General features: G+C 55.1%; 19 protein-coding genes. 3 read left to right on the forward strand and 16 right to left on the reverse strand.

Features of this window, described 5'->3' with window-relative positions; translation table 11 throughout:
• Nucleotides 1-67 precede the first annotated feature (67 nt).
• Nucleotides 68-1,150, forward strand: coding sequence for an N-acetylglucosaminidase (locus tag EVJ22_RS01245; RefSeq protein WP_233589587.1), 1,083 nt, complete (start codon nt 68-70; stop codon nt 1,148-1,150).
• Nucleotides 1,151-1,240: 90 nt separating this feature from the next.
• A complete protein-coding gene (gene fadH, locus EVJ22_RS01250; RefSeq protein ID WP_173647370.1) occupies nt 1,241-2,011 on the forward strand; it encodes a 2,4-dienoyl-CoA reductase in 771 nt (256 codons plus the stop codon).
• A 33-nt stretch (nt 2,012-2,044) separates the two neighbouring features.
• Here fadH and EVJ22_RS01255 read toward each other — a convergent pair whose 3' ends face one another.
• From EVJ22_RS01255 to EVJ22_RS01290, 8 genes are all read right to left on the reverse strand, one after another.
• Nucleotides 2,045-2,632: an HD domain-containing protein gene (locus tag EVJ22_RS01255; protein ID WP_071397697.1), complete on the reverse strand. Its 588-nt coding sequence runs from the start codon at nt 2,630-2,632 to the stop codon at nt 2,045-2,047.
• Complete coding sequence (locus tag EVJ22_RS01260; protein ID WP_131439827.1) at nt 2,632-3,306, reverse strand: metal-dependent hydrolase; 675 nt, start codon at nt 3,304-3,306, stop codon at nt 2,632-2,634. Before EVJ22_RS01260 ends, EVJ22_RS01255 begins: the two co-directional genes overlap by 1 nt.
• A 38-nt stretch (nt 3,307-3,344) precedes the next feature.
• The gene (locus EVJ22_RS01265) at nt 3,345-4,067 is read right to left on the reverse strand and encodes an amino acid ABC transporter ATP-binding protein (protein ID WP_071397699.1); all 723 of its coding nucleotides are present in this window, start codon (nt 4,065-4,067) and stop codon (nt 3,345-3,347) included.
• Nucleotides 4,064-4,723: an amino acid ABC transporter permease gene (locus tag EVJ22_RS01270; RefSeq protein ID WP_071397700.1), complete on the reverse strand. Its 660-nt coding sequence runs from the start codon at nt 4,721-4,723 to the stop codon at nt 4,064-4,066. Before EVJ22_RS01270 ends, EVJ22_RS01265 begins: the two co-directional genes overlap by 4 nt.
• 56 nt (nt 4,724-4,779) lie before the next feature.
• On the reverse strand, nt 4,780-5,571 hold the full coding sequence (locus EVJ22_RS01275; RefSeq protein ID WP_071397701.1) for a transporter substrate-binding domain-containing protein: 792 nt from the start codon (nt 5,569-5,571) through the stop codon (nt 4,780-4,782).
• A 182-nt stretch (nt 5,572-5,753) separates the two neighbouring features.
• Nucleotides 5,754-6,095, reverse strand: coding sequence for a DUF952 domain-containing protein (locus tag EVJ22_RS01280; protein WP_071397702.1), 342 nt, complete (start codon nt 6,093-6,095; stop codon nt 5,754-5,756).
• Nucleotides 6,096-6,154: 59 nt separating this feature from the next.
• Entirely contained in the window at nt 6,155-6,583 is a 429-nt protein-coding gene (locus tag EVJ22_RS01285) for a BrxA/BrxB family bacilliredoxin (protein WP_070327072.1), read from the reverse strand.
• Nucleotides 6,584-6,617: 34 nt separating this feature from the next.
• On the reverse strand, nt 6,618-7,802 hold the full coding sequence (locus EVJ22_RS01290) for a class I SAM-dependent methyltransferase (protein ID WP_071397703.1): 1,185 nt from the start codon (nt 7,800-7,802) through the stop codon (nt 6,618-6,620).
• A 99-nt stretch (nt 7,803-7,901) separates the two neighbouring features.
• On the opposite strand from EVJ22_RS01290, the gene EVJ22_RS01295 reads away from it, so the two are divergent.
• The gene (locus tag EVJ22_RS01295; RefSeq protein ID WP_071397704.1) at nt 7,902-8,678 is read left to right on the forward strand and encodes a sporulation protein; all 777 of its coding nucleotides are present in this window, start codon (nt 7,902-7,904) and stop codon (nt 8,676-8,678) included.
• 41 nt (nt 8,679-8,719) lie between these two features.
• Here EVJ22_RS01295 and EVJ22_RS01300 read toward each other — a convergent pair whose 3' ends face one another.
• The 8 genes from EVJ22_RS01300 to EVJ22_RS01335 all read right to left on the reverse strand — a co-directional run bounded on the left by EVJ22_RS01300 (nt 8,720) and on the right by EVJ22_RS01335 (nt 18,332).
• Nucleotides 8,720-10,033, reverse strand: a complete 1,314-nt coding sequence (locus EVJ22_RS01300; protein ID WP_071397705.1) for a dihydrolipoamide acetyltransferase family protein — start codon at nt 10,031-10,033, stop codon at nt 8,720-8,722.
• A gap of 11 nt (nt 10,034-10,044) precedes the next feature.
• Nucleotides 10,045-11,022, reverse strand: a complete 978-nt coding sequence (locus EVJ22_RS01305) for an alpha-ketoacid dehydrogenase subunit beta (RefSeq protein WP_071397706.1) — start codon at nt 11,020-11,022, stop codon at nt 10,045-10,047.
• Nucleotides 11,022-12,020, reverse strand: coding sequence for a thiamine pyrophosphate-dependent dehydrogenase E1 component subunit alpha (locus tag EVJ22_RS01310; protein ID WP_071397718.1), 999 nt, complete (start codon nt 12,018-12,020; stop codon nt 11,022-11,024). The genes EVJ22_RS01305 and EVJ22_RS01310 overlap by 1 nt, the downstream gene beginning before the upstream one ends.
• A 23-nt stretch (nt 12,021-12,043) precedes the next feature.
• Nucleotides 12,044-13,453, reverse strand: a complete 1,410-nt coding sequence (gene lpdA / locus EVJ22_RS01315; RefSeq protein WP_131442939.1) for a dihydrolipoyl dehydrogenase — start codon at nt 13,451-13,453, stop codon at nt 12,044-12,046.
• Entirely contained in the window at nt 13,437-14,528 is a 1,092-nt protein-coding gene (gene buk, locus EVJ22_RS01320) for a butyrate kinase (protein ID WP_071397708.1), read from the reverse strand. Before buk ends, lpdA begins: the two co-directional genes overlap by 17 nt.
• 1 nt (nt 14,529) lies before the next feature.
• Nucleotides 14,530-15,651 carry a Glu/Leu/Phe/Val family dehydrogenase gene (locus EVJ22_RS01325; RefSeq protein WP_070327065.1) on the reverse strand — a complete coding sequence of 374 codons (1,122 nt, stop codon included), beginning with the start codon at nt 15,649-15,651 and terminating at the stop codon, nt 14,530-14,532.
• A gap of 24 nt (nt 15,652-15,675) precedes the next feature.
• Nucleotides 15,676-16,572, reverse strand: coding sequence for a phosphate butyryltransferase (yqiS, locus tag EVJ22_RS01330; protein WP_070327064.1), 897 nt, complete (start codon nt 16,570-16,572; stop codon nt 15,676-15,678).
• Between the two features lie 122 nt (nt 16,573-16,694).
• The gene (locus tag EVJ22_RS01335) at nt 16,695-18,332 is read right to left on the reverse strand and encodes a sigma 54-interacting transcriptional regulator (RefSeq protein ID WP_071397709.1); all 1,638 of its coding nucleotides are present in this window, start codon (nt 18,330-18,332) and stop codon (nt 16,695-16,697) included.
• Nucleotides 18,333-18,361: the final 29 nt, after the last annotated feature.

The following is an 18,361-nucleotide window of genomic DNA, read 5'->3' on the forward strand; positions in this document are numbered from 1 at the left end:
ATCATTCCCTCCTCTCATACAAAATTGTTTACTAGTTTTCTCTGTTTGGCAATCCTCAAGTTTGGAAGTGATCCTATTGAAGAAAAAACAACGACGCCGGCTCTTGCCCGCCCTGCTCAGCTTAGCACTTGCCATCTTCGGCTTTCTTTGGTTACAAGAGCGGGGCAACGGGACGTACACCGTCGAGACGTTCGCAGATGGTGACGTCTCGTCCCGTCACTTCGAGTCGCTCGCTGAAGCCCGCACTTACATGGAACGCGGCGACAATCGCGCCTTGCTCGGCCCGTCCGGCGAAGTCATCGACTTTACCGGCACCGGCATCGCCGTCACGCCGACCGACCGGGTCACGAACCTGTATAAAGATGCCGCGTTCAAAGAGCGGCAGTCGTACGTCGCCGGCGGCACCCGGCTTAGGCTCGTCGGAAAGGGTTCTGACCATTTGCGAGTCACCATCTCCGGTGCCGACGTGTACGTACCGCTGGCCGACATGACGCTATACCCGGACGCCGTCGTCGAGAAACGCGGCTACTACGAGATGCGAGACGGACAAGTGCTCCATACCGTTGAAGCGAACGGGAACTTGGCTGGGACGTTCTTGGTCGGACCGGCCCCTCAGGAAGCGTCGGACCGGTTTTATACAGAAAACGTCCGGGACGTCTTCGATTCACCGTACCAATTCGCCTCGATTCAGTCCAAATCGCCGTACTCGGCCCGCGAACTCGATCAATTTCTTGCCACGCTCGGTGACAGTCCGCTCACCGGAAAAGGTGATGCCTTCAAGGACGCCGAAGCCGAGTTCGGTATTAACGCCCTGTTCTTACTCGCCGTCGCTGGTCACGAGTCGGGATACGGGACGTCCGCGATCGCCCGCGATAAAAATAATCTCTTCGGGTTCAAAGCGACAGATGACGACCCGAGCGGTAACGCCTCGACGTTCGCTTCAGTCGAGGCGAGTGTTGATGCTGCGGCCCGCTTGTTCGCCGAGAAGTATGTGACCGGATCGTACGACCGCGGCCCGTTCCCCGGCAACAAGCAAGAAGGTGTCAACGTCTTCTACGCCTCGGACCCGTATTGGGGCGAGAAAGTCGCCGGGACGATGTATCGCATCGACCGCGAGCTCGGATTAAACTATTTGGAACAGCTCCAGTGACGGCCAAACGGCCGTCGCTTTTTTTTTGCAGGAATCCCAAGAGTCAAACCCGAATACTAAAAATGAACGACCATTCATTCGAAGGGGGAGATTCATTTGAAAACGATTTGGATTACCGGCGGTTCGTCCGGCATGGGGAAAGCGATGGCGCTAAAATTTAAAACAGAGGGCTGGAACGTCGCCATCAGCGGCCGCAACGAGGAACGCCTACAAGAAACGATGACTGAACTCGAGACGATCGGTGCGGGACAAGCGTTACCCGTCCAACACGACGTCCGCGATTACGAGGCGTGCGCCCAAGCGCTCGATCAGATTGTCGAACGATTCGGTCCGGTGCATGCGCTCGTTAATAACGCAGCCGGCAATTTTGTCTGTCCGATGCTCGATTTGACACCGAACGGTTGGACGAGTGTCATCGACATCGTCTTGAACGGCACGTTCAACTGTACGCACGTCCTCGGAAAGCACTGGGAGCGCGAACAACTCCGTGACGGTTCGATCATCAACATGGTCGCGTCGTACGCGTGGCAGGCGGGTGCTGGTGTCGCACCAAGCGCCGCCGCTAAAGCAGGCGTCCTGAACTTGACCCGGACACTCGCCGTCGAATGGGGCTATCAGTTCGGGGCCCGCGTGAACGCGATCAGCCCGGGACCGATCGAACGGACTGGCGGGGCCGACAAACTCGCGGTCCACGTCAAAGAAGTCGAGCGCATCCGCCGCAACGTCCCGCTCGGCCGCTTCGGGACACCGGAAGAGATCGCCGACCTCGCTTTCTGGATGACGTCGGATGAGATGCGTTACTTGAACGGTGAATGCATCTCGCTCGACGGCGGGCATTGGCTCAATAAACATCCATTTTAACGCCAAACGGCCGAGGATCCCTCCTCGGCCGTTTTACATATCTTCGCCAACCCATTCCGCCTCGAACTGCTTCAAGAAAGACGTCATGAACGCGTGACGGTCGCGGGCGATCGCTTTCGCCCGGTCCGTATGCATCCCGTCTGCGAGCAAGAGCAGTTTGTCACTAAAATGCGCGATGGCGCTCGAAGGGTCGTCCGGATCATAGAGCGGTGTGCCTCGTGATCCGGCATACTGGAACGTCCTGGCGATGCCGATCGCACCGACCGCATCGAGCCGGTCTGCGTCTTGAATGATCGCACTCTCGAGCGTCGTCGGCAGTCTGCCTTGCGAGAACGACGTCTCCGCGATGACGGCGAGTACGTGATCCGTCTGGCTTGTACTGAGGGCGATCGTCTCGAGATGATGCCGGACGAGCCCTTTGGCTCGTCCGAGTTTCGCGTCCTCGACGTCATGAAGCAGCGCTGCGAGCGTGACGACGAGCGGGTCGACCGCCATCCCTTCAGCGAGATGTTCGGCGAGCCGACGCACCCGTTCGAGATGACTCATGTCATGCCCGGTATGATCTCCGGTATGAAGCTTCGTCACGAAACGTTCGGTCGCTTGAATCGCTTGACGCGTCATCAAATCTCGATCGTCGTGTTCGGTTCGATCAACAGACCGCGCTGATGTAACTGGTCACAAAAGGCACGTGCATCTTGTTTGATCGGTGGGAACGTATCGAAATGGATCGGGACGATTCGTTTCGCCTGCAGCCAATGGGCGGCATCGAGCGCGTCAACCGGACCCATCGTGAAGTTGTCCCCGATCGGCAGGAAGGCGACGTCGATCTCGAACCGTTCACCGTACAGTTTCATGTCCGAGAACAATGCCGTATCACCCGCATGGTAAAGCGTTAGTGAGTTCGTCTCGATGATGAAGCCACCCGGCATCCCCATATAGACCGGGACGTCGCCCATGTCAAGGCTCGAGCTGTGGAACGCCTGCGTCATCGTCACACGGCCGAACGGGAAGGAATACCCGCCCCCGATATTCATGCCGTGGACCGAATAGCCTTTTTTCTCGTAATAGGTCGCGAGTTCATGTGTCGCGACGATCGTCGCGCCCGTTTCTTTCGCGATCAGTTCGACGTCCTCGATATGGTCGAAATGCGCATGCGTCAACAAGATGTAGTCGGCTTTCAATGTCGCCGGGTCGACGTCCGTATGCGGGTTACTCGTCAAAAACGGATCGATCAAGACGCTCGTCCCGTCGATATCGAGCTGGACTGTCGCATGGCCATAGTAAGTGATCTTCATTCGAATCCTCCCTTTCTGGTGTCAGATGGAACGTGTCATCACAAGACTTTTTCTAAGAACCGTTTGGCCCGGTCCGTCTGCGGGTTGAGGAGCAGGTCGTCCGGTTTGCCTTCCTCCATCAAGATTCCTTCATCAAGGAACAGGACACGGTCAGCCACTTCACGGGCAAAGCCCATCTCGTGCGTGACGACGACCATCGTCATACCTGAATCGGCGAGTCCTTTCATGACGTCGAGCACTTCATTGACCATCTCCGGGTCGAGCGCCGACGTCGGCTCGTCAAACAACATGACGTTCGGCTCCATGGCAAGCGCCCGGGCGATCGCGACACGTTGTTTTTGTCCGCCTGACAACTGACTCGGATAAGCATCGATCTTCTCCGATAATCCGACACGCTCGAGCAACGTCTTCGCTCGTTCGATTGCTTCAGCCTTGCTGACTTTCAACACGTTGATCGGTGCGTACGTCAAGTTGTCGAGCACGTTCATATGCGGGAACAAGTTGAACTGTTGGAACACCATACCGATATTTTGCCGTGCCTTCGAGACGTTGGCCCCTTTTTTCGTCAACTCGTATCCGGCGACGCTGACCGTTCCGCTTGTCGGCACTTCGAGCATGTTCAAGCAACGTAAGAACGTCGACTTACCGGAACCCGACGGACCGATGACGGCGACGACTTCTCCTTGTTCAATCGAAGTCGTAATCCCTTTCAACACTTCAAGGTCACCGAACTGTTTGAATAAATCCTTTACTTGTATCATCTGCCATCACTCTTTCTTAACCGTTTTTCAAGACGTTGACCAAAGTATGTCAACACCATCACTATCGTAAAGTATATCACACCAGCGAACAGGAGCGGTTCGAAGTAGATTGCCTTTTGTCCTCCGACGATTTGGGCCCGGCGCATAATATCGAGGACGCCGACCGTCGAGACGAGTGCCGACTCTTTCGTGAGCGTGATCATCTCGTTGACGAGTGCAGGCAAGATGTTTTTAAACGCCTGCGGCAAGATGATCGAGCGCAGCTGTTTGACATATGGAACACCTAGCGCGTCAGACGCTTCCCACTGGCCTTTGTCGACCGCTTGAATCCCGGCCCGAATGATCTCCGAGATGTACGCCGCCGAGTTGAGCGAGAAGGCGATGACGGCCGATTGATAAGGTGTCGTGATAAAGCCCGTCAACTGCGGTAAGCCGAAGTGGATAATGGCGAGTTGCAAGATGAGCGGTGTTCCCCGGAACACGGCCGTGTAGGCGTGTCCGATGAAGTTGACGAGACGGTTCGGCACGATCTTGAACGTGGCCACGATGACACCGAACGTGATCCCGAACAGCGCCGAGACGAGCACGACTTGAAACATGACCGGGATCCCTTCAAGAATGTACGGGATAGAATCATAAATCCGACTAAAATCCATTATAAGTTCCTCCTAAAAAAGGCTGACTGATGTTTTCAGTCAGCCTTAATCCATAATTATTCAGCTGGTGCTGCTTCTTCTTCGAACCATTTTTGAGCTAACTTCTCGATTTCTCCTGATTCGATCAATTTGTTCAACTCTTCGTTGAACTGATCGCGGAGCTCATCGTCTTTACGGAAAGCCGCGGCCGAGCCGGCTTCTTCTTCGTCAACGATTTCAAACGTCGCTAGTTCGCTGTCTTGGTCGAGGTACTTCTTCGCGACCGTATCTTCGATGACCATTGCGTCGATGCGGCCTGTCTTGATTTCTTGAATGATCTCAGGGATTTTGTTCAAGGCGACGATTTCCGCTCCGGGGATCTGGTCTTTGGCGATCCCTTCTTGGATCGAACCGAGTTGGACGCCGACTTGTTTCCCGTCTAGGTCTTCAAGCGTTTGAATCGCGTCGCCTTTTGATAAAATCAAGTTTTTCGCCGTAAAGTAAATATCTGTGAAGTCGGCGTTCTCTTTCCGCTCTTCAGTCGGTGTCATGCCCGCCATGACGAAATCGACACGTCCAGCGTTCAAGGCCCCGAGCAAGCTACCGAAGTCCATATCTTCAATTTTCAATTCATAGCCCATGTTGTCGGCCACTTGTTTGGCGATGTCGATATCGAATCCGACGATTTCGTCACCGCTCGCCGTATCGACGAACTCATAAGGGAAGTAGTCCGCGCTCGTCCCCATGACGAGGACTTTGTCGTCTTCCTCATTCGTCGACGATGACCCGCCTTCATTGACGTCGGCGCCACAGGCGACCGAAAATGCAGCCAGTGCTGCGATACATAATGCTAGAAGACTTTTTTTCATGTTCATTTTCCCCTTTTCAATAAGATGGAATTGTCAGAACTTTAACAAAATTATGACATATTTGTTTTTCTGTCTCAATAGTTCTTTCGCTCTTCATATGTCTGACTTGTTCTTCAACCACTATATACACATAATTATTAATTGTAAAGTATATTCATGCATAAAAACCAAAAAAAATACGGTCACATCCGCTCGTAAGCGAAATACGTGACCGTACCATTATCTGTCGACCCATAAGGTTGCACCCGTTTCACCGATGTGATCGGGATGGCGCTATACACGTGCGGATAGCGATCTCCGTCCTCATCTAGCTCGTAGTGGAGCAAGCTGCCGAGGCGCCCAATATGAAACGAGACGAGCACGACCCGCTCCCCATGATAGTGGCGCCTCGCGACTTTACTGATCTGTTGCGGGGTGCAGCAACGAACGTATCCTTCCGTTTGGAGCGATTCTTCGTTGATCTCACCTCGCGACAAGGCGATCGCATATTCCGCCTCACTCATGATTTTAACGACTGGTTCCATTCGATCGATCCCTTCTTAAGGAAAAGCGCAAAGGCAAAGCCTTTGCGCCCACACATTGATTACGCGTAATAAATATCGAACAACGTCTGTAACTGTTCGACGAGCTCTTCAGCCGTCGACGACTCGATCGTGCTCCGTTCGACCATCGTGACGATGTTACCATCTTCGAGTAGCGCGATCGATGGTGACGACGGGGCGTACCCTTCGAAATACTCACGAGCCCGGTCCGTCGCTTCCCGGTCTTGCCCGGCGAAAACAGTGACGAACTGATCCGGTTTCGTGCCTTCCATCTTGTTCACGTAGGCCGCCGCCGGACGAGCGATCCCGCCGGCGCAACCGCATACCGAGTTGACGAGCACGAGCGTCTTGCCTTCTTTTTTCAGTGCCGCATCGACTTCTTCCGGTGTCGTCAGTTCGGTGTATCCTGCTGCCCGTACCTCATTGCGTGCCTGTTCGACTACATCTTGAAAGTATAATTGAAAATCCATATTGTTTCCCCTTTCGACTTTCGTCTTATCTTTCTTATTTTACGTCTTGTGGATCGGTTAGGACAAGTCTATCGCTCAACTGACCTTCAAGGAACGGGTCCGCACCGAGTAACGACTTGAACGCTTTGTAGCGGACGCGCTGCTCTTCGGTCGCTTCGCGGTTCGTCAAATAGGCGCGGATCAAAATATTTTTTGGCGTATGTTCCATATCGATAAATTCGAGCAACTGCGCTTCGTAGCCGACGAGACCTAGCAGTTCGGCTCGGATCGAATCAGTAGCGAGCGCCGCGAACCGTTCCTTGACGAGGCCATGTTGTAGCATGACGTCTAGGCTCGGCGCCGCGAGTTGCCGGTTCAGTTCTTTCTGGCAACACGGCACGCTCAAGATGACTTTTGCCCCCCAGCGGACCGCTCGCGCGAGCGCCATGTCGGTCGCGACGTCGCAGGCATGGAGCGTGACGACCATATCGACCGCCGACTCGCCTTCAAATTCATTGATGTCCCCAACGAGAAACTCGAGCCGTTCGTAGCCGAGGTCGCGGGCAATCCCCGCGCACTCCTCGATCACTTCCTTCTTCAAATCGAGCCCGGTAATGTGTACGTCATACCCTTTCATCTCATGCAAAAAATGGTACAAGGCGAACGTGAGATACGATTTGCCCGAACCGAAATCGAGAATCCGGACAGTCCGGTCGGTCGGAAGGTATTTGATCGAATCCTCGATGAACTCGAGGAACCGGTTGATTTGTTTAAACTTATCGTACTTCTGACGCTTCACTTTCCCATCTGCCGACTGGACGCCGAGGCGAATCAGGAACGGGACCGGCTCATCGACCGGCAGCACGTACTGCTTTTCGCGGTTGTGCGTCAGTTTCACTTGCTTCATGTCCGTTGGCCGCTCTTTATACGTCACTTTAAACTTTTTCGAGAGTTGGAAATGGAGCTCGGTCGCTTTCAGCTGAAACTGTCCTTGCCGGAAGTTTTCGAGCAGCTGTCCAAGCTCTGCGATCGCTTCTTCCGTACGTAAATTTTTATGTTTCATGACGCGCTCAAATTGGTATTCAAACTGTATGTGGTACTCATCTTTCAACAATACCGGCTTCAGTTTCACCCGGCGTAAATCGTTCGATTTTTGACGTGGTTGACTGATTGTCGCCGTCACGAGCTCCCCATCTTCGATCAGACCGTTGAGCCGTTCCATCAAATCTGTATATTCCACTTGATTCATCCTTTTTTTAAGTAGTTTCGAAACTTTTTAAACGTGCATCCGTACATACTATTACACGAACACGTGCAAACGTCAAAGGAGGATCACCATATGTTTAAAAAGTTACTTTCATCGATTGGAATCGGGGCCGCGACCGTCGATACGCGCCTAGCGGAGAACAGTTGTGTTCCCGGCGGTACGCTCGACGGGGTCGTCCACATCAAAGGCGGCAACGTCGAACAATCGGTCGACCGTATCTACATTTTCTTCAATACGCTCTACAAGCACGAGGTCAATGACAAGACGACCTATTCGACGTTCACAATCGAAAAAATCCTGTTGAACGAGGCACCGTTCATGATCGGACCGGACGAAGTGAAAGAGATCCCGTTCACGATCGAAGTACCGTTCAACACACCGATCTCCGTCAGCCAGTCGAAGACATGGATCGAGACCGGCCTCGATATCGCCCAAGCGGTCGACCCGAAAGATGAGGATTCGATTCTCGTCAAACCGAACCACGAGCAGCAAGTCATCCTCGACGTGCTCGACGATATCGGTTTCCGGCTAAAAAAAGCCGACACCGAGATGCTGCCGGCTAGACATCGCTCGGGACGACTCCCGATCGCTCAAGAGCTCGAGTATTCGCCTAACGGCACAAGCTTCGGGCGCCGGCTCGATGAACTCGAGGTCATCTTGCTCCAAGACGAGACGAACCTTGACTTGTTGATCCAAGTCGACAAGAGCGTCCATAGTTTAGGCAGTCTATTCGCCGACTTGACCGGGACCGACGAATCGACACATCGGCTCAGCTACTCGCAGGCCGACTTGTCTTCGCCCGAACGCATTCGCCGCGACATCGAGTCATTGATTGAACGGTCAATTTAACGAAAGGAGCCACGGACATGCGTCCGCGGCTCCTTTTTAGATCAATAAAGTGTGTACGTGTTCGGGTCGATTGATTCGAGCGACTGTTTGATCGCCTGTAAAAACTGTCCGGCTACGAGACCGTCGAGGACGCGGTGATCGACCGACATGCACAAGTTGACCATGTCGCGTGCTGCGAACATACCGTTCACCCAGACTGGACGCTTCACGATCGACTCGACCGAGAGAATCGCCGCTTGCGGGTAGTTCAAGATCGGGGCCGATTGGATCGATCCGAAAGCGCCCGTATTGTTGATCGTGAACGTGCCGCCACGCATCTCGTCGGCTTTCAAGCGGTTCGCACGGGCACGGCCGGCGACGTCTTGAAGCGCGACGGCGAGCCCTTTGATGTTCTTCTCGTCCGCATGCTTGATGACCGGGACGTAGAGCGCATCGTTCGCCGCGACGGCGACCGATAGATGGATATCTTTGTGGACTTTGATATGGTCCCCAGCCCACTCAGAATTCATCATCGGATGTTTCTTCAGACCTTCGACCGCAGCCTTCATGAAGAACGGCATGAACGTCAACTTGACGCCTTCCCGTTCGAAGAACTCATCTTTCAATTTGGCGCGCGCCTCGACGAGGTTCGTCACGTCGACTTCGATCATGAGCCACGCGTGCGGTGCCTCGTGCTTCGAGCGGACCATGTTGCTCGCGATCGCTTGACGGACACCCGCCGTCGGGATCATCTCGATACGGTCTGACGATTCACTCGGTGTCGAAGCGGTCATTGGCGCGACGACAGGCTTCGTGACGGTTTCTGGCACATCGAGCTTCACTTGCGTCATCGTCTCTTGAACCGGTACTTGCGTCGCCGGTTCCGGTTGGCGCGGACGACCTTCCGATAAGTAACGAAGGACGTCTTTGCGCGTGATCCGGCCACCGAGTCCTGAGCCGTCGAGTTGATCTAAATCGATATCGTTCTCACTCGCGAGACGGATGACGGCCGGTGAGAAACGCCCGTTCGCGCTTCTATTACGCGGCGGCGCGGAAACAGGAACGGTCGCGACGACCGCAGCCTGTTCCGGCTGCTTCGTGTCTTCAGTTGTCACTTCGGCGGGCTCATCGGTAGCGCTTGTGACTTCCATCGTCAAGACTGGCGTGCCGACGCTGACCGTATCCCCTTCACCAATCAACAGCTCTTTAATGATCCCAGCACTCGTCGCCGGGATCTCGGCCGTCACTTTATCGGTCATGACTTCAGCGAGTGGTTCATACTCTTCGACCCGGTCGCCCGGCTTGACGAGGAATGTCGTGATCGTCCCTTCGGTCACACTTTCCCCGAGTTGTGGCATTTTGATTATCTGTTCCATGAGACCCCTCCTTAAAACGCAGCGAGCTGACGGGCCCGCTCCGCAATTTTTTCAGGGGATACGATGAAGTATTTCTCCATCGGTGGAGCGTATGGCATCGACGGCACGTCCGGTCCTGCCAAGCGCTCGATTGGCGCATCGAGTTCAAACAGCGCCTTTTCGGCGATGATAGCTGCAACTTCCCCGATGATGCTGCCTTCTTTGTTGTCTTCGGTCACGAGCAGGACTTTCCCCGTCTTCTTGACGGCTTCGACGATCGCGTCTTGATCGAGCGGATAGACCGTGCGTAAATCTAAAATATGCGTGCTGATCCCTTCTGCCTCGAGCGTCTTCGCGGCTTCTTGGGCCATGTGGACACAGAGGCCGTACGTGATGATCGTCACGTCGTCGCCTTCACGTTTGACGGCGGCCTTGCCGATCTCGACCGTATAGTCGTCAGTCGGTAAGTCCGCCTTTAACAAGCGGTACGCTCGTTTGTGCTCAAAGAACAGGACAGGATCGTTCGAACGGATCGCCGCCTTGAGCAGTCCTTTGGCGTCGACCGGGTCGGACGGGATGACGACTTTCAAACCAGGCGTCGAGTTGAACATGCCCTCGACCGACTGTGAATGATAGAGCGCGCCATGGATCCCGCCCCCGAACGGCGCCCGGATGACCATCGGACACGTCCAGTCATTGTTCGAACGATAACGGATCTTCGCCGCCTCGGACACGATTTGGTTGACGGCCGGCATGATGAAGTCGGCGAACTGCATCTCGGCGATCGGCCGCATCCCATACATGGCCGCACCGATCCCGACGCCTGCGATCGCACTTTCAGCGAGCGGAGCATCGATGACACGGTCCTCACCATACTTTTCAATCAAGCCTTGCGTCGCCCGGAAGACACCACCGCGGACGCCGACGTCCTCACCGAGCACGAACACGTTCTCATCGCGCTCCATCTCTTCATGGATTGCTTCGTTGATCGCTTCAATAAACGTTTTCATCAGTTATCCCCCTCGTACACGTGGTCCATCGTCGATTCCGGTGACGCGTAAGGCGCCTTGTCGGCGTATGTCGTCGCTTCGTTCACTTCGACGTCGACTTTCGTCTCGATGTCTGTGAGTTCGGCCTCGGTTGCGACGCCATCTTCGAGCAATCGCTTCCGGAACAACTGAATCCCGTCGCGGTTTTTCAGTTCGGCGAGTTCTTCTGACGAGCGGTATGCCTTGTCATCGTCATCCGACGAGTGCGGCACGAGCCGTTCGACTTCCGCCTCGATCAACGTCGGCCCTTCTCCGCGGATTGCGCGGGCGCGCGCCTCTTTCACGGCGACGTAGACGGCGATCGGGTCTGTCCCGTCGACCGTCACTCCTGGCATTCCGTATCCTTTCGCCCGGTCCGAGACGCGCTCACATGCGAGTTGCTTCGACAGCGGTACCGAGATCGCGTACTTGTTGTTCTCACAGAACAAAATGACCGGAAGTTTATGCACGCCGGCAAAGTTCGCCCCTTCGTGGAAGTCCCCTTGGTTCGACGAGCCTTCACCGAACGATACGAACGTGACGAGCTCTTCTTTTTTCAGTTTGGCCGCAAGTGCGACACCGACCGCGTGCGGTACTTGTGTCGTCACCGGAGACGACCCCGTCACGATTCGAAGTTGTTTCGAGCCGAAGTGACCTGGCATTTGCCGGCCGCCCGAGTTCGGGTCTTCCGCTTTGGCGAACGCCGACAACATCAAGTCACGCGCCGTCTGACCGAAATGCAAGACGACGGCGACGTCCCGGTAGTATGGGAGGATGTAGTCGGTCCCTTTCTCGAGGGCGAACGCCGCCCCGACTTGGGCCGCTTCTTGTCCTTGACACGAGACGACGAACGGGATTTTTCCGGCCCGGTTCAATTTCCACATCCGTTCATCGATTTTACGGGCCCGGACCATCGTCTCAAACATCGCGGTGAGGTCTTGTTTCGACAATCCGAGCTCTTCATATGAATTCACAGTCATTTGTTCCATTTCCTGTTTCCTCCTTAGGCGTGAATCGGTAACCCGTCCACGGCGAGCGCCGCTTCTTGGAATGCTTCGCTCAGTGCCGGGTGCGGGTGGACGAGCTGACCCATCTCCCAAGCCGTCGCGTTCAAGACGAGGGCGAGCCCGCCTTCCGTGATCAGTTCTGTCGCTTTCGGTCCGACGATGTGCACTCCGAGCAGGTCGTCAGTGTCCGAATCTGAGATCAGCTTGACGAATCCGTCGGCTTGTCCTTCGATCCGGGCTTTCCCGAGACCGTTGAAACGGTATGTCCCCGTCTTGACAACGTGTCCCGCTGCTTTTGCCGCCTCTTCGGTCAATCCGACCGATGCGACTTCGGGTACACCGTACACACAGCGCGGGATGACGTTGTAGTCGAGCGGTGTCGGTTCTTGACCGAGAATCGCTTCGACCGCTTTGACACCTTCAGCTGACGCGACGTGGGCGAGCTGGAGTTTTCCGATGCAGTCGCCGATCGCAAAAATGTGACGCTCTTTCGTCCGATATTGCGAGTCGACTTGGATGACGCCGTTCTCGACGATGATCGACGTGTTCTGTAGCCCGAGGTCTTCCGTATTCGCGATCCGACCGATCGAGACGAGCACACAGTCGACCGTAAGTTGTTCGTCACCGACCGCGAGCGCGACATCGTCCGCTGACACGGTCGTGCGTTCCGGGTCGACCGTCACATTTTTCTTCACACGCACGCCGCGCTTCTTGAGCAGTCGCTCGACTTCTCGCGAGACGGCCTTGTCTTCGAGCGGTAACAGACGTTCGCCGACCTCGATCAGCGTCACGTCGACATCGAGGTCGATCAGCATCGATGCCCATTCGACGCCGATGACGCCGCCTCCGATGATGGCGATGGACGTCGGTAACTGCTCGAACCGGAGCAAGTCGTCTGAATTGAGGATGCGCTCATGATCGAACGGCAACCCTGGGAGCTCCCGGGGGATCGATCCCGTCGCGATGATCAACTGGTTCGGCAACAACAGCTCCGACTCGCCGGTTTCATCCTCGACCGCGACCGTTCCCGGTTGGGGCGAGAAGATGCTCGGTCCGAGGATCGAGGCTTTGCCACGGAACACTTCGATTTTTCCTTGCTTCATCAAGTGCTCGATGCCTTTCTCAAGGCCGGAGACGAGCTCTCGTTTGAACGTTTGTGCCCGTGCCATGTTGAACGTGACCGCCCCGACTTCTACGCCATACGTTTCGCCATGTTTCGCCGTTTGATAGACGTGTGCTGCCTTCAAGAGCGCTTTTGTCGGGATGCAGCCTTTATGTAGACATGTCCCGCCTAGTTTTTCCGCCTCGACGATCGCGACGCGCTTACCGGCCTGCGCCGCTTTGATCGCAGCGACGTAACCACCAGGTCCGCCGCCGATGACGATGACATCAAATTCTCGTGCCATGTGTATCCCCCTCATATGCTTTTACAGCTTCTTCTTGCCGGATGATCCGGAGGGCCCCTTCCGTGAGCGCCTTCAATTCATCCTCACCCGGATAGACGTGGACGGGTGCCAAATAGCCGACCCGGTCTTTGATCTTCCCGGTCAGCCAATCCGAGTAGGCGATCCCGCCCGTCAAGATGATGGCATCGACGTTCCCTGACAGCGTGGCCCCGTGCTTGGAGATCTCTTGGGCGACTCGGTACGCCATCGTCTCATAGAGAAGTGCGGCCTTATCGTCACCTGCTGCCATCCGGTCTTCGATCTCGATGGCGTCGACCGTACCGAGATGCGCATATAACCCACCGCGACCGACGATTTTCTGTTTCATGTCGCCTTTATTATACCTGGTACTATAACATAGTTCTACTACCTGTCCAACAGGAATCGAGCCGGCTCGTTCCGGTGCGAGCGGACCGTCCCCGTCGAGTCCATTGTTCACATCGATGACGTTCCCGGACGCGTGCGCCCCGACCGTGATGCCGCCCCCGAGATGCGCGATAATCAAGTTGAGCTCGTTGTAATCGCTTCCATTTTCTGCTGCGAAGCGCTTGCCCACGGCTTTTTGATTCAAGGCGTGGAAGATGCTCCGTCGATTGATTTCTGGCATGCCCGTCGCTCGAGCGAGGTCATGCATCTCGTCGACGACTACCGGGTCGACGATAAAATTCGGTACTTGAAATAATTCTCCGAGCTTATGGGCGATCAAGCCGCCCAAGTTGGATGCGTGCACGCCGTAGCGCCCGCTCGTGAGATCTTCGCGCATGAGTTCATTGACAACATATGTCCCCGAAGTCATTGGGGCGAGCAGTCCGCCGCGACCGACAATCGCCGACAACGATTCGCCGGCGATGCCTGATTCAATTAACAAGTCCCGTACTTCTCGCTCCCGGTGAGGCAATTGTTCCGGGAGTGACAATCCTGTGACATCTTCTCCGTGGCGGACCGTTTTCGACAAAATTTCGTCTGAGCCCTCAAATAAACCGACTTTCGTTGACGTCGATCCCGGGTTGATCGCTAGAACGAGTTGTCTCGTCATGTTAGCGCCCACCTAACAGGCTCTTTTCGACTTTCAAGAACTGGCTGCGCGAACGCGACATCATCTGGATACGCTCTTCGGCCATCTTCTCTGCCGCGACGTGAGTCGGTACCCCGTCCCGTTCAGCGATTTCGAACACACGTTGCATGTTGTCATAAATCAAGTCGACTTTCTTCATGGCCCGCTCGCGGTTGTACCCTTCGAGCTCATCGGCCACGTTGATGACACCGCCTGCATTGATGACGAAGTCAGGTGCGTACAGAATACCTCGCTCCTCTAACACATCGCCGTGACGGTCTTCAGCGAGTTGGTTGTTGGCCGCACCGGCCACGATTTGAGCTTTCAGTTGCGGGATCGTCGCATCGTTGATGACCGCACCGAGCGCACATGGCGCGAAGATGTCACACTCAACCGCATAAATCTCATCCGGTTTGACGACTGTCGCCCCAAAGTCCGTCTCGGCCCGTTTGAGCGCGTCTTCGTTAATGTCCGTGACGATCAGATGCGCGCCTTCCTCATGCAAGTGGCGGCACAAGTTATAGGCGACGTTCCCGACACCTTGGACGGCGACCGTCTTGCCGGCGAGCGAGTCGGAACCGAACTTCCACTTCGCGGCCGCCTTCATGCCGCGATAGACACCGTACGCAGTAACAGGAGACGGGTTGCCGCTCGAGCCGAACGCCGGGCTGACGCCCGTCACGTAGTCGGTCTCCATATGGATGAAGTCCATATCGGCGACGGTCGTGTTGACGTCTTCAGCCGTGATGTAGCGACCGCTGAGCGACTGGACGTAGCGGCCAAAGGCACGGAACAATGCTTCCGATTTGTCCGTCTTCGCGTTCCCGATGATGACGGCTTTTCCGCCGCCGAGGTTGAGTCCCGCCGCCGCATTCTTGTACGTCATCCCTTTGGCGAGACGTAGCACGTCTGTGAGCGCCTCTTCTTCTGATGTATAATTCCACATCCGCAGTCCGCCGAGGGCTGGTCCGAGCGTCGTATCATGAATCGCGATGATCGCTTTCAAGCCTGATGCTTGATCTTGGCAAAATACGATCTGCTCATAGTCTTCAGCCTGCAATACGTCAAAAATTCGAAAGCGTGGTTCCATGTTTGTTTCCATCATTTTTTATTCCTCCTGAGTCATCAGTTATTTTTTAGCGTGCAATAGGGCGAACGCGAGCGAATAAAGTTTCGCCTCGGCCGTGTCGGCCCGGCTTGTCAAGACGACGGGGGCACTGGCCCCGACGACGATCGCCGCGACGCTGGCCCCGGCGAAGTACATGATCGATTTATAAAGGACGTTGCCGACCTCTATGTATGGAACGAGCAATAAGTCGGCTTGTCCGGCCACTTCACTAGCGATCCCTTTTTGTTTGGCGGCAATCATGTCGACTGCGTTGTCGAGTGCGAGCGGTCCGTCGACGACGCAACCCTTGATTTGACCGCGCCGGTTCATCTGGGCAAGGAGTGCGGCGTCCATCGTCGCGGTCATTTGCGGATTGACCACTTCAACTGCCGCGATGGCAGCGACACGCGGCAACTCGTAACCGATGTCTCGCATCGCGCCGACCGCGTTATGAATGATATCGACTTTTTCTTCGAGCGTCGGAGCGATATGGATTGCCGCGTCGGTCACACCGATCAACCGCTCCCGATTTGGAATTTGGAACAAGGCGACGTGGCTTAGCGTCCGGCTCGTCCTGAGTCCCGACTCCCGGCTGAGCACCGCCTTCATAAAGACCGAGGTCGACACCATTCCTTTCATGAGAACATCAGCCTCGCCGTTTCGAACCGCAAGTGTCGCTCGTTTGGCGATATCGGCTTCTCCCTTGACGTGCAAAATATCGATTGTCGACTCGGCAATGTCATGTTCATCACACAAGCGTTTAATTTCCCGGGCGTCACCGAATAGGATAAATCGTGACAATCCATGGTCGGTCGCAAGCTTGACGGCGCGGATCACTTCCACGTCGGCCGCCCCGGCAATCGACACGGTACATCCATCTAACCGTTTTGCCCGTTCGAGCATCCTGTCAAAGTTCATCGTTGTCCCCCCTAACCTGTCTACACTTTATATTATGCAAGTTTGTTTCCATTTTTGAAAGCGCTTTAAACAAGAGGTCACCCTGCAATATATTACACAGTAAGCAAAATTATGCATGCATATTACTGCAGACGTTCAAGTTTATTATACAGCGTCCGGATCGAGATGTGTAACCGCCGCGCTGCTTCTGATTTGTTCCCGTCCGCTTCAGCGATCGCCCGGTCGATCAAATCTCGTTCATAGCGAGCGACGGCGTCTTGAAGCGATACGGCTTCGACTGATCGCGCCGTGACGGTCCGTGTCGATAGTTGAAGGTGATGGGGAGCGATCCATTGCTCAGAACTCGCCATATAAATCATCGCCCGGCCGATCACATTCTCAAGCTCACGGACGTTCCCTTTCCAGTATTGACTCTTTAATAGTTCAATCGCAGCTTGATCGACCCCGTGGACGAGTCGACCGTACTCTTGATTCAGTTTACGGATGATCCGCTCGCAAAGCGGCTCGATCTCTTCAAGTCGGTCACGGAGCGGTGGGATGTGGATCGGCATCCGGTTGATCCGATAATATAAATCCTCACGAAACGTCCCGTCCGCCACTTTCTGTTCTAAGTTCGCGTTCGTCGCCGCGATGATCCGGACATCGACCGGGATCGCGTTCGTGCCCCCGACTCGAACGATTTCATGTTCTTGGAGGACACGGAGCAGCTTGACTTGAACGTCGACCGGGAGTTCGCCAATCTCGTCTAAAAACAAAGATCCGCCGTCCGCCTCCTCGAAATAGCCGACTTTCCCGCCGCGCCTTGCCCCGCTGAACGCACCGTCCTCATACCCGAACAGTTCGCTCTCTAACAGCGTCGGCGAGATGGCTGCACAGTTGACCCGGACAAACTTTTTAAACTTCCGCGGCGATTCGCCGTGAATGGCGTGGGCGAACAGTTCTTTTCCGGTGCCGGACTCGCCGCGTATGAGCACGGTGACCGGCGTGAGCGCCGCTAGGCGGGCTTGTTCGATGACAAAGCGCATCGCTTCGCTCGTCGCAATGATATCTGTAAATTGATATTTCGCCTCCAAGTTGCGAATCCGCGTCTTCGCTTCCTTCAACTCATCACGCAACGCCCGAATTTGTGACACGTCGCGAATGACGCCGACGGAACCGCGCAGTTTCCCTTCGACCACAATCGGTTCGGCGTTGACGAGGATGTCTCGGCGCGTCGCCCCGATCTGCATCCGAATATCACGTACGCCTTGACCGGTCGATAACACTTTCAAGTGCACGCTCTCCTGCATTCCAATGTCGGCCGTCGCCGGTTTATCAACGACATCTTCTTTTTTAAATCCGGTCAAGCGGGTATAGGACGGATTGATTAAAATCGTATTCCCGTTATGGTCGGCGACCGAGATCGCCTCGCTCGTACAGTCGATGATCGCTTCGAGCATCTGTTGGTTCTGCTTCAGCCGCTCGACGACGATCCGAATAAACTCGCCTGGCAGCACGACCGCCTCCGAAAAATGGTCCTTCAGTTCAACGAACGTCTCGCTCTGTCCGGTCGTCTCGATCACAAAGTCGACTTTTTTGTCGGCACACGCGCGCCAATCGCTCGAAGTCTGGATCCCCCAACTCCGTGCAAGCTTCAATCCCTCTGCCTCTATGTCCGAGTCGATGACGGCAGCGACGGTGACAAGTGGGGAATCAAGGAGCATCTTGAGCACCTCGGTCCCGCCTTTCCCCGCTCCGACAATCAACAATCGTTTATTCATTTTTAAAATCCCCCATTTTCCTAATCTAT

This window comes from Exiguobacterium sp. SH0S7, assembly GCF_004337195.1.
GTDB classification, from domain to species: domain Bacteria; phylum Bacillota; class Bacilli; order Exiguobacteriales; family Exiguobacteriaceae; genus Exiguobacterium; species Exiguobacterium aurantiacum_A.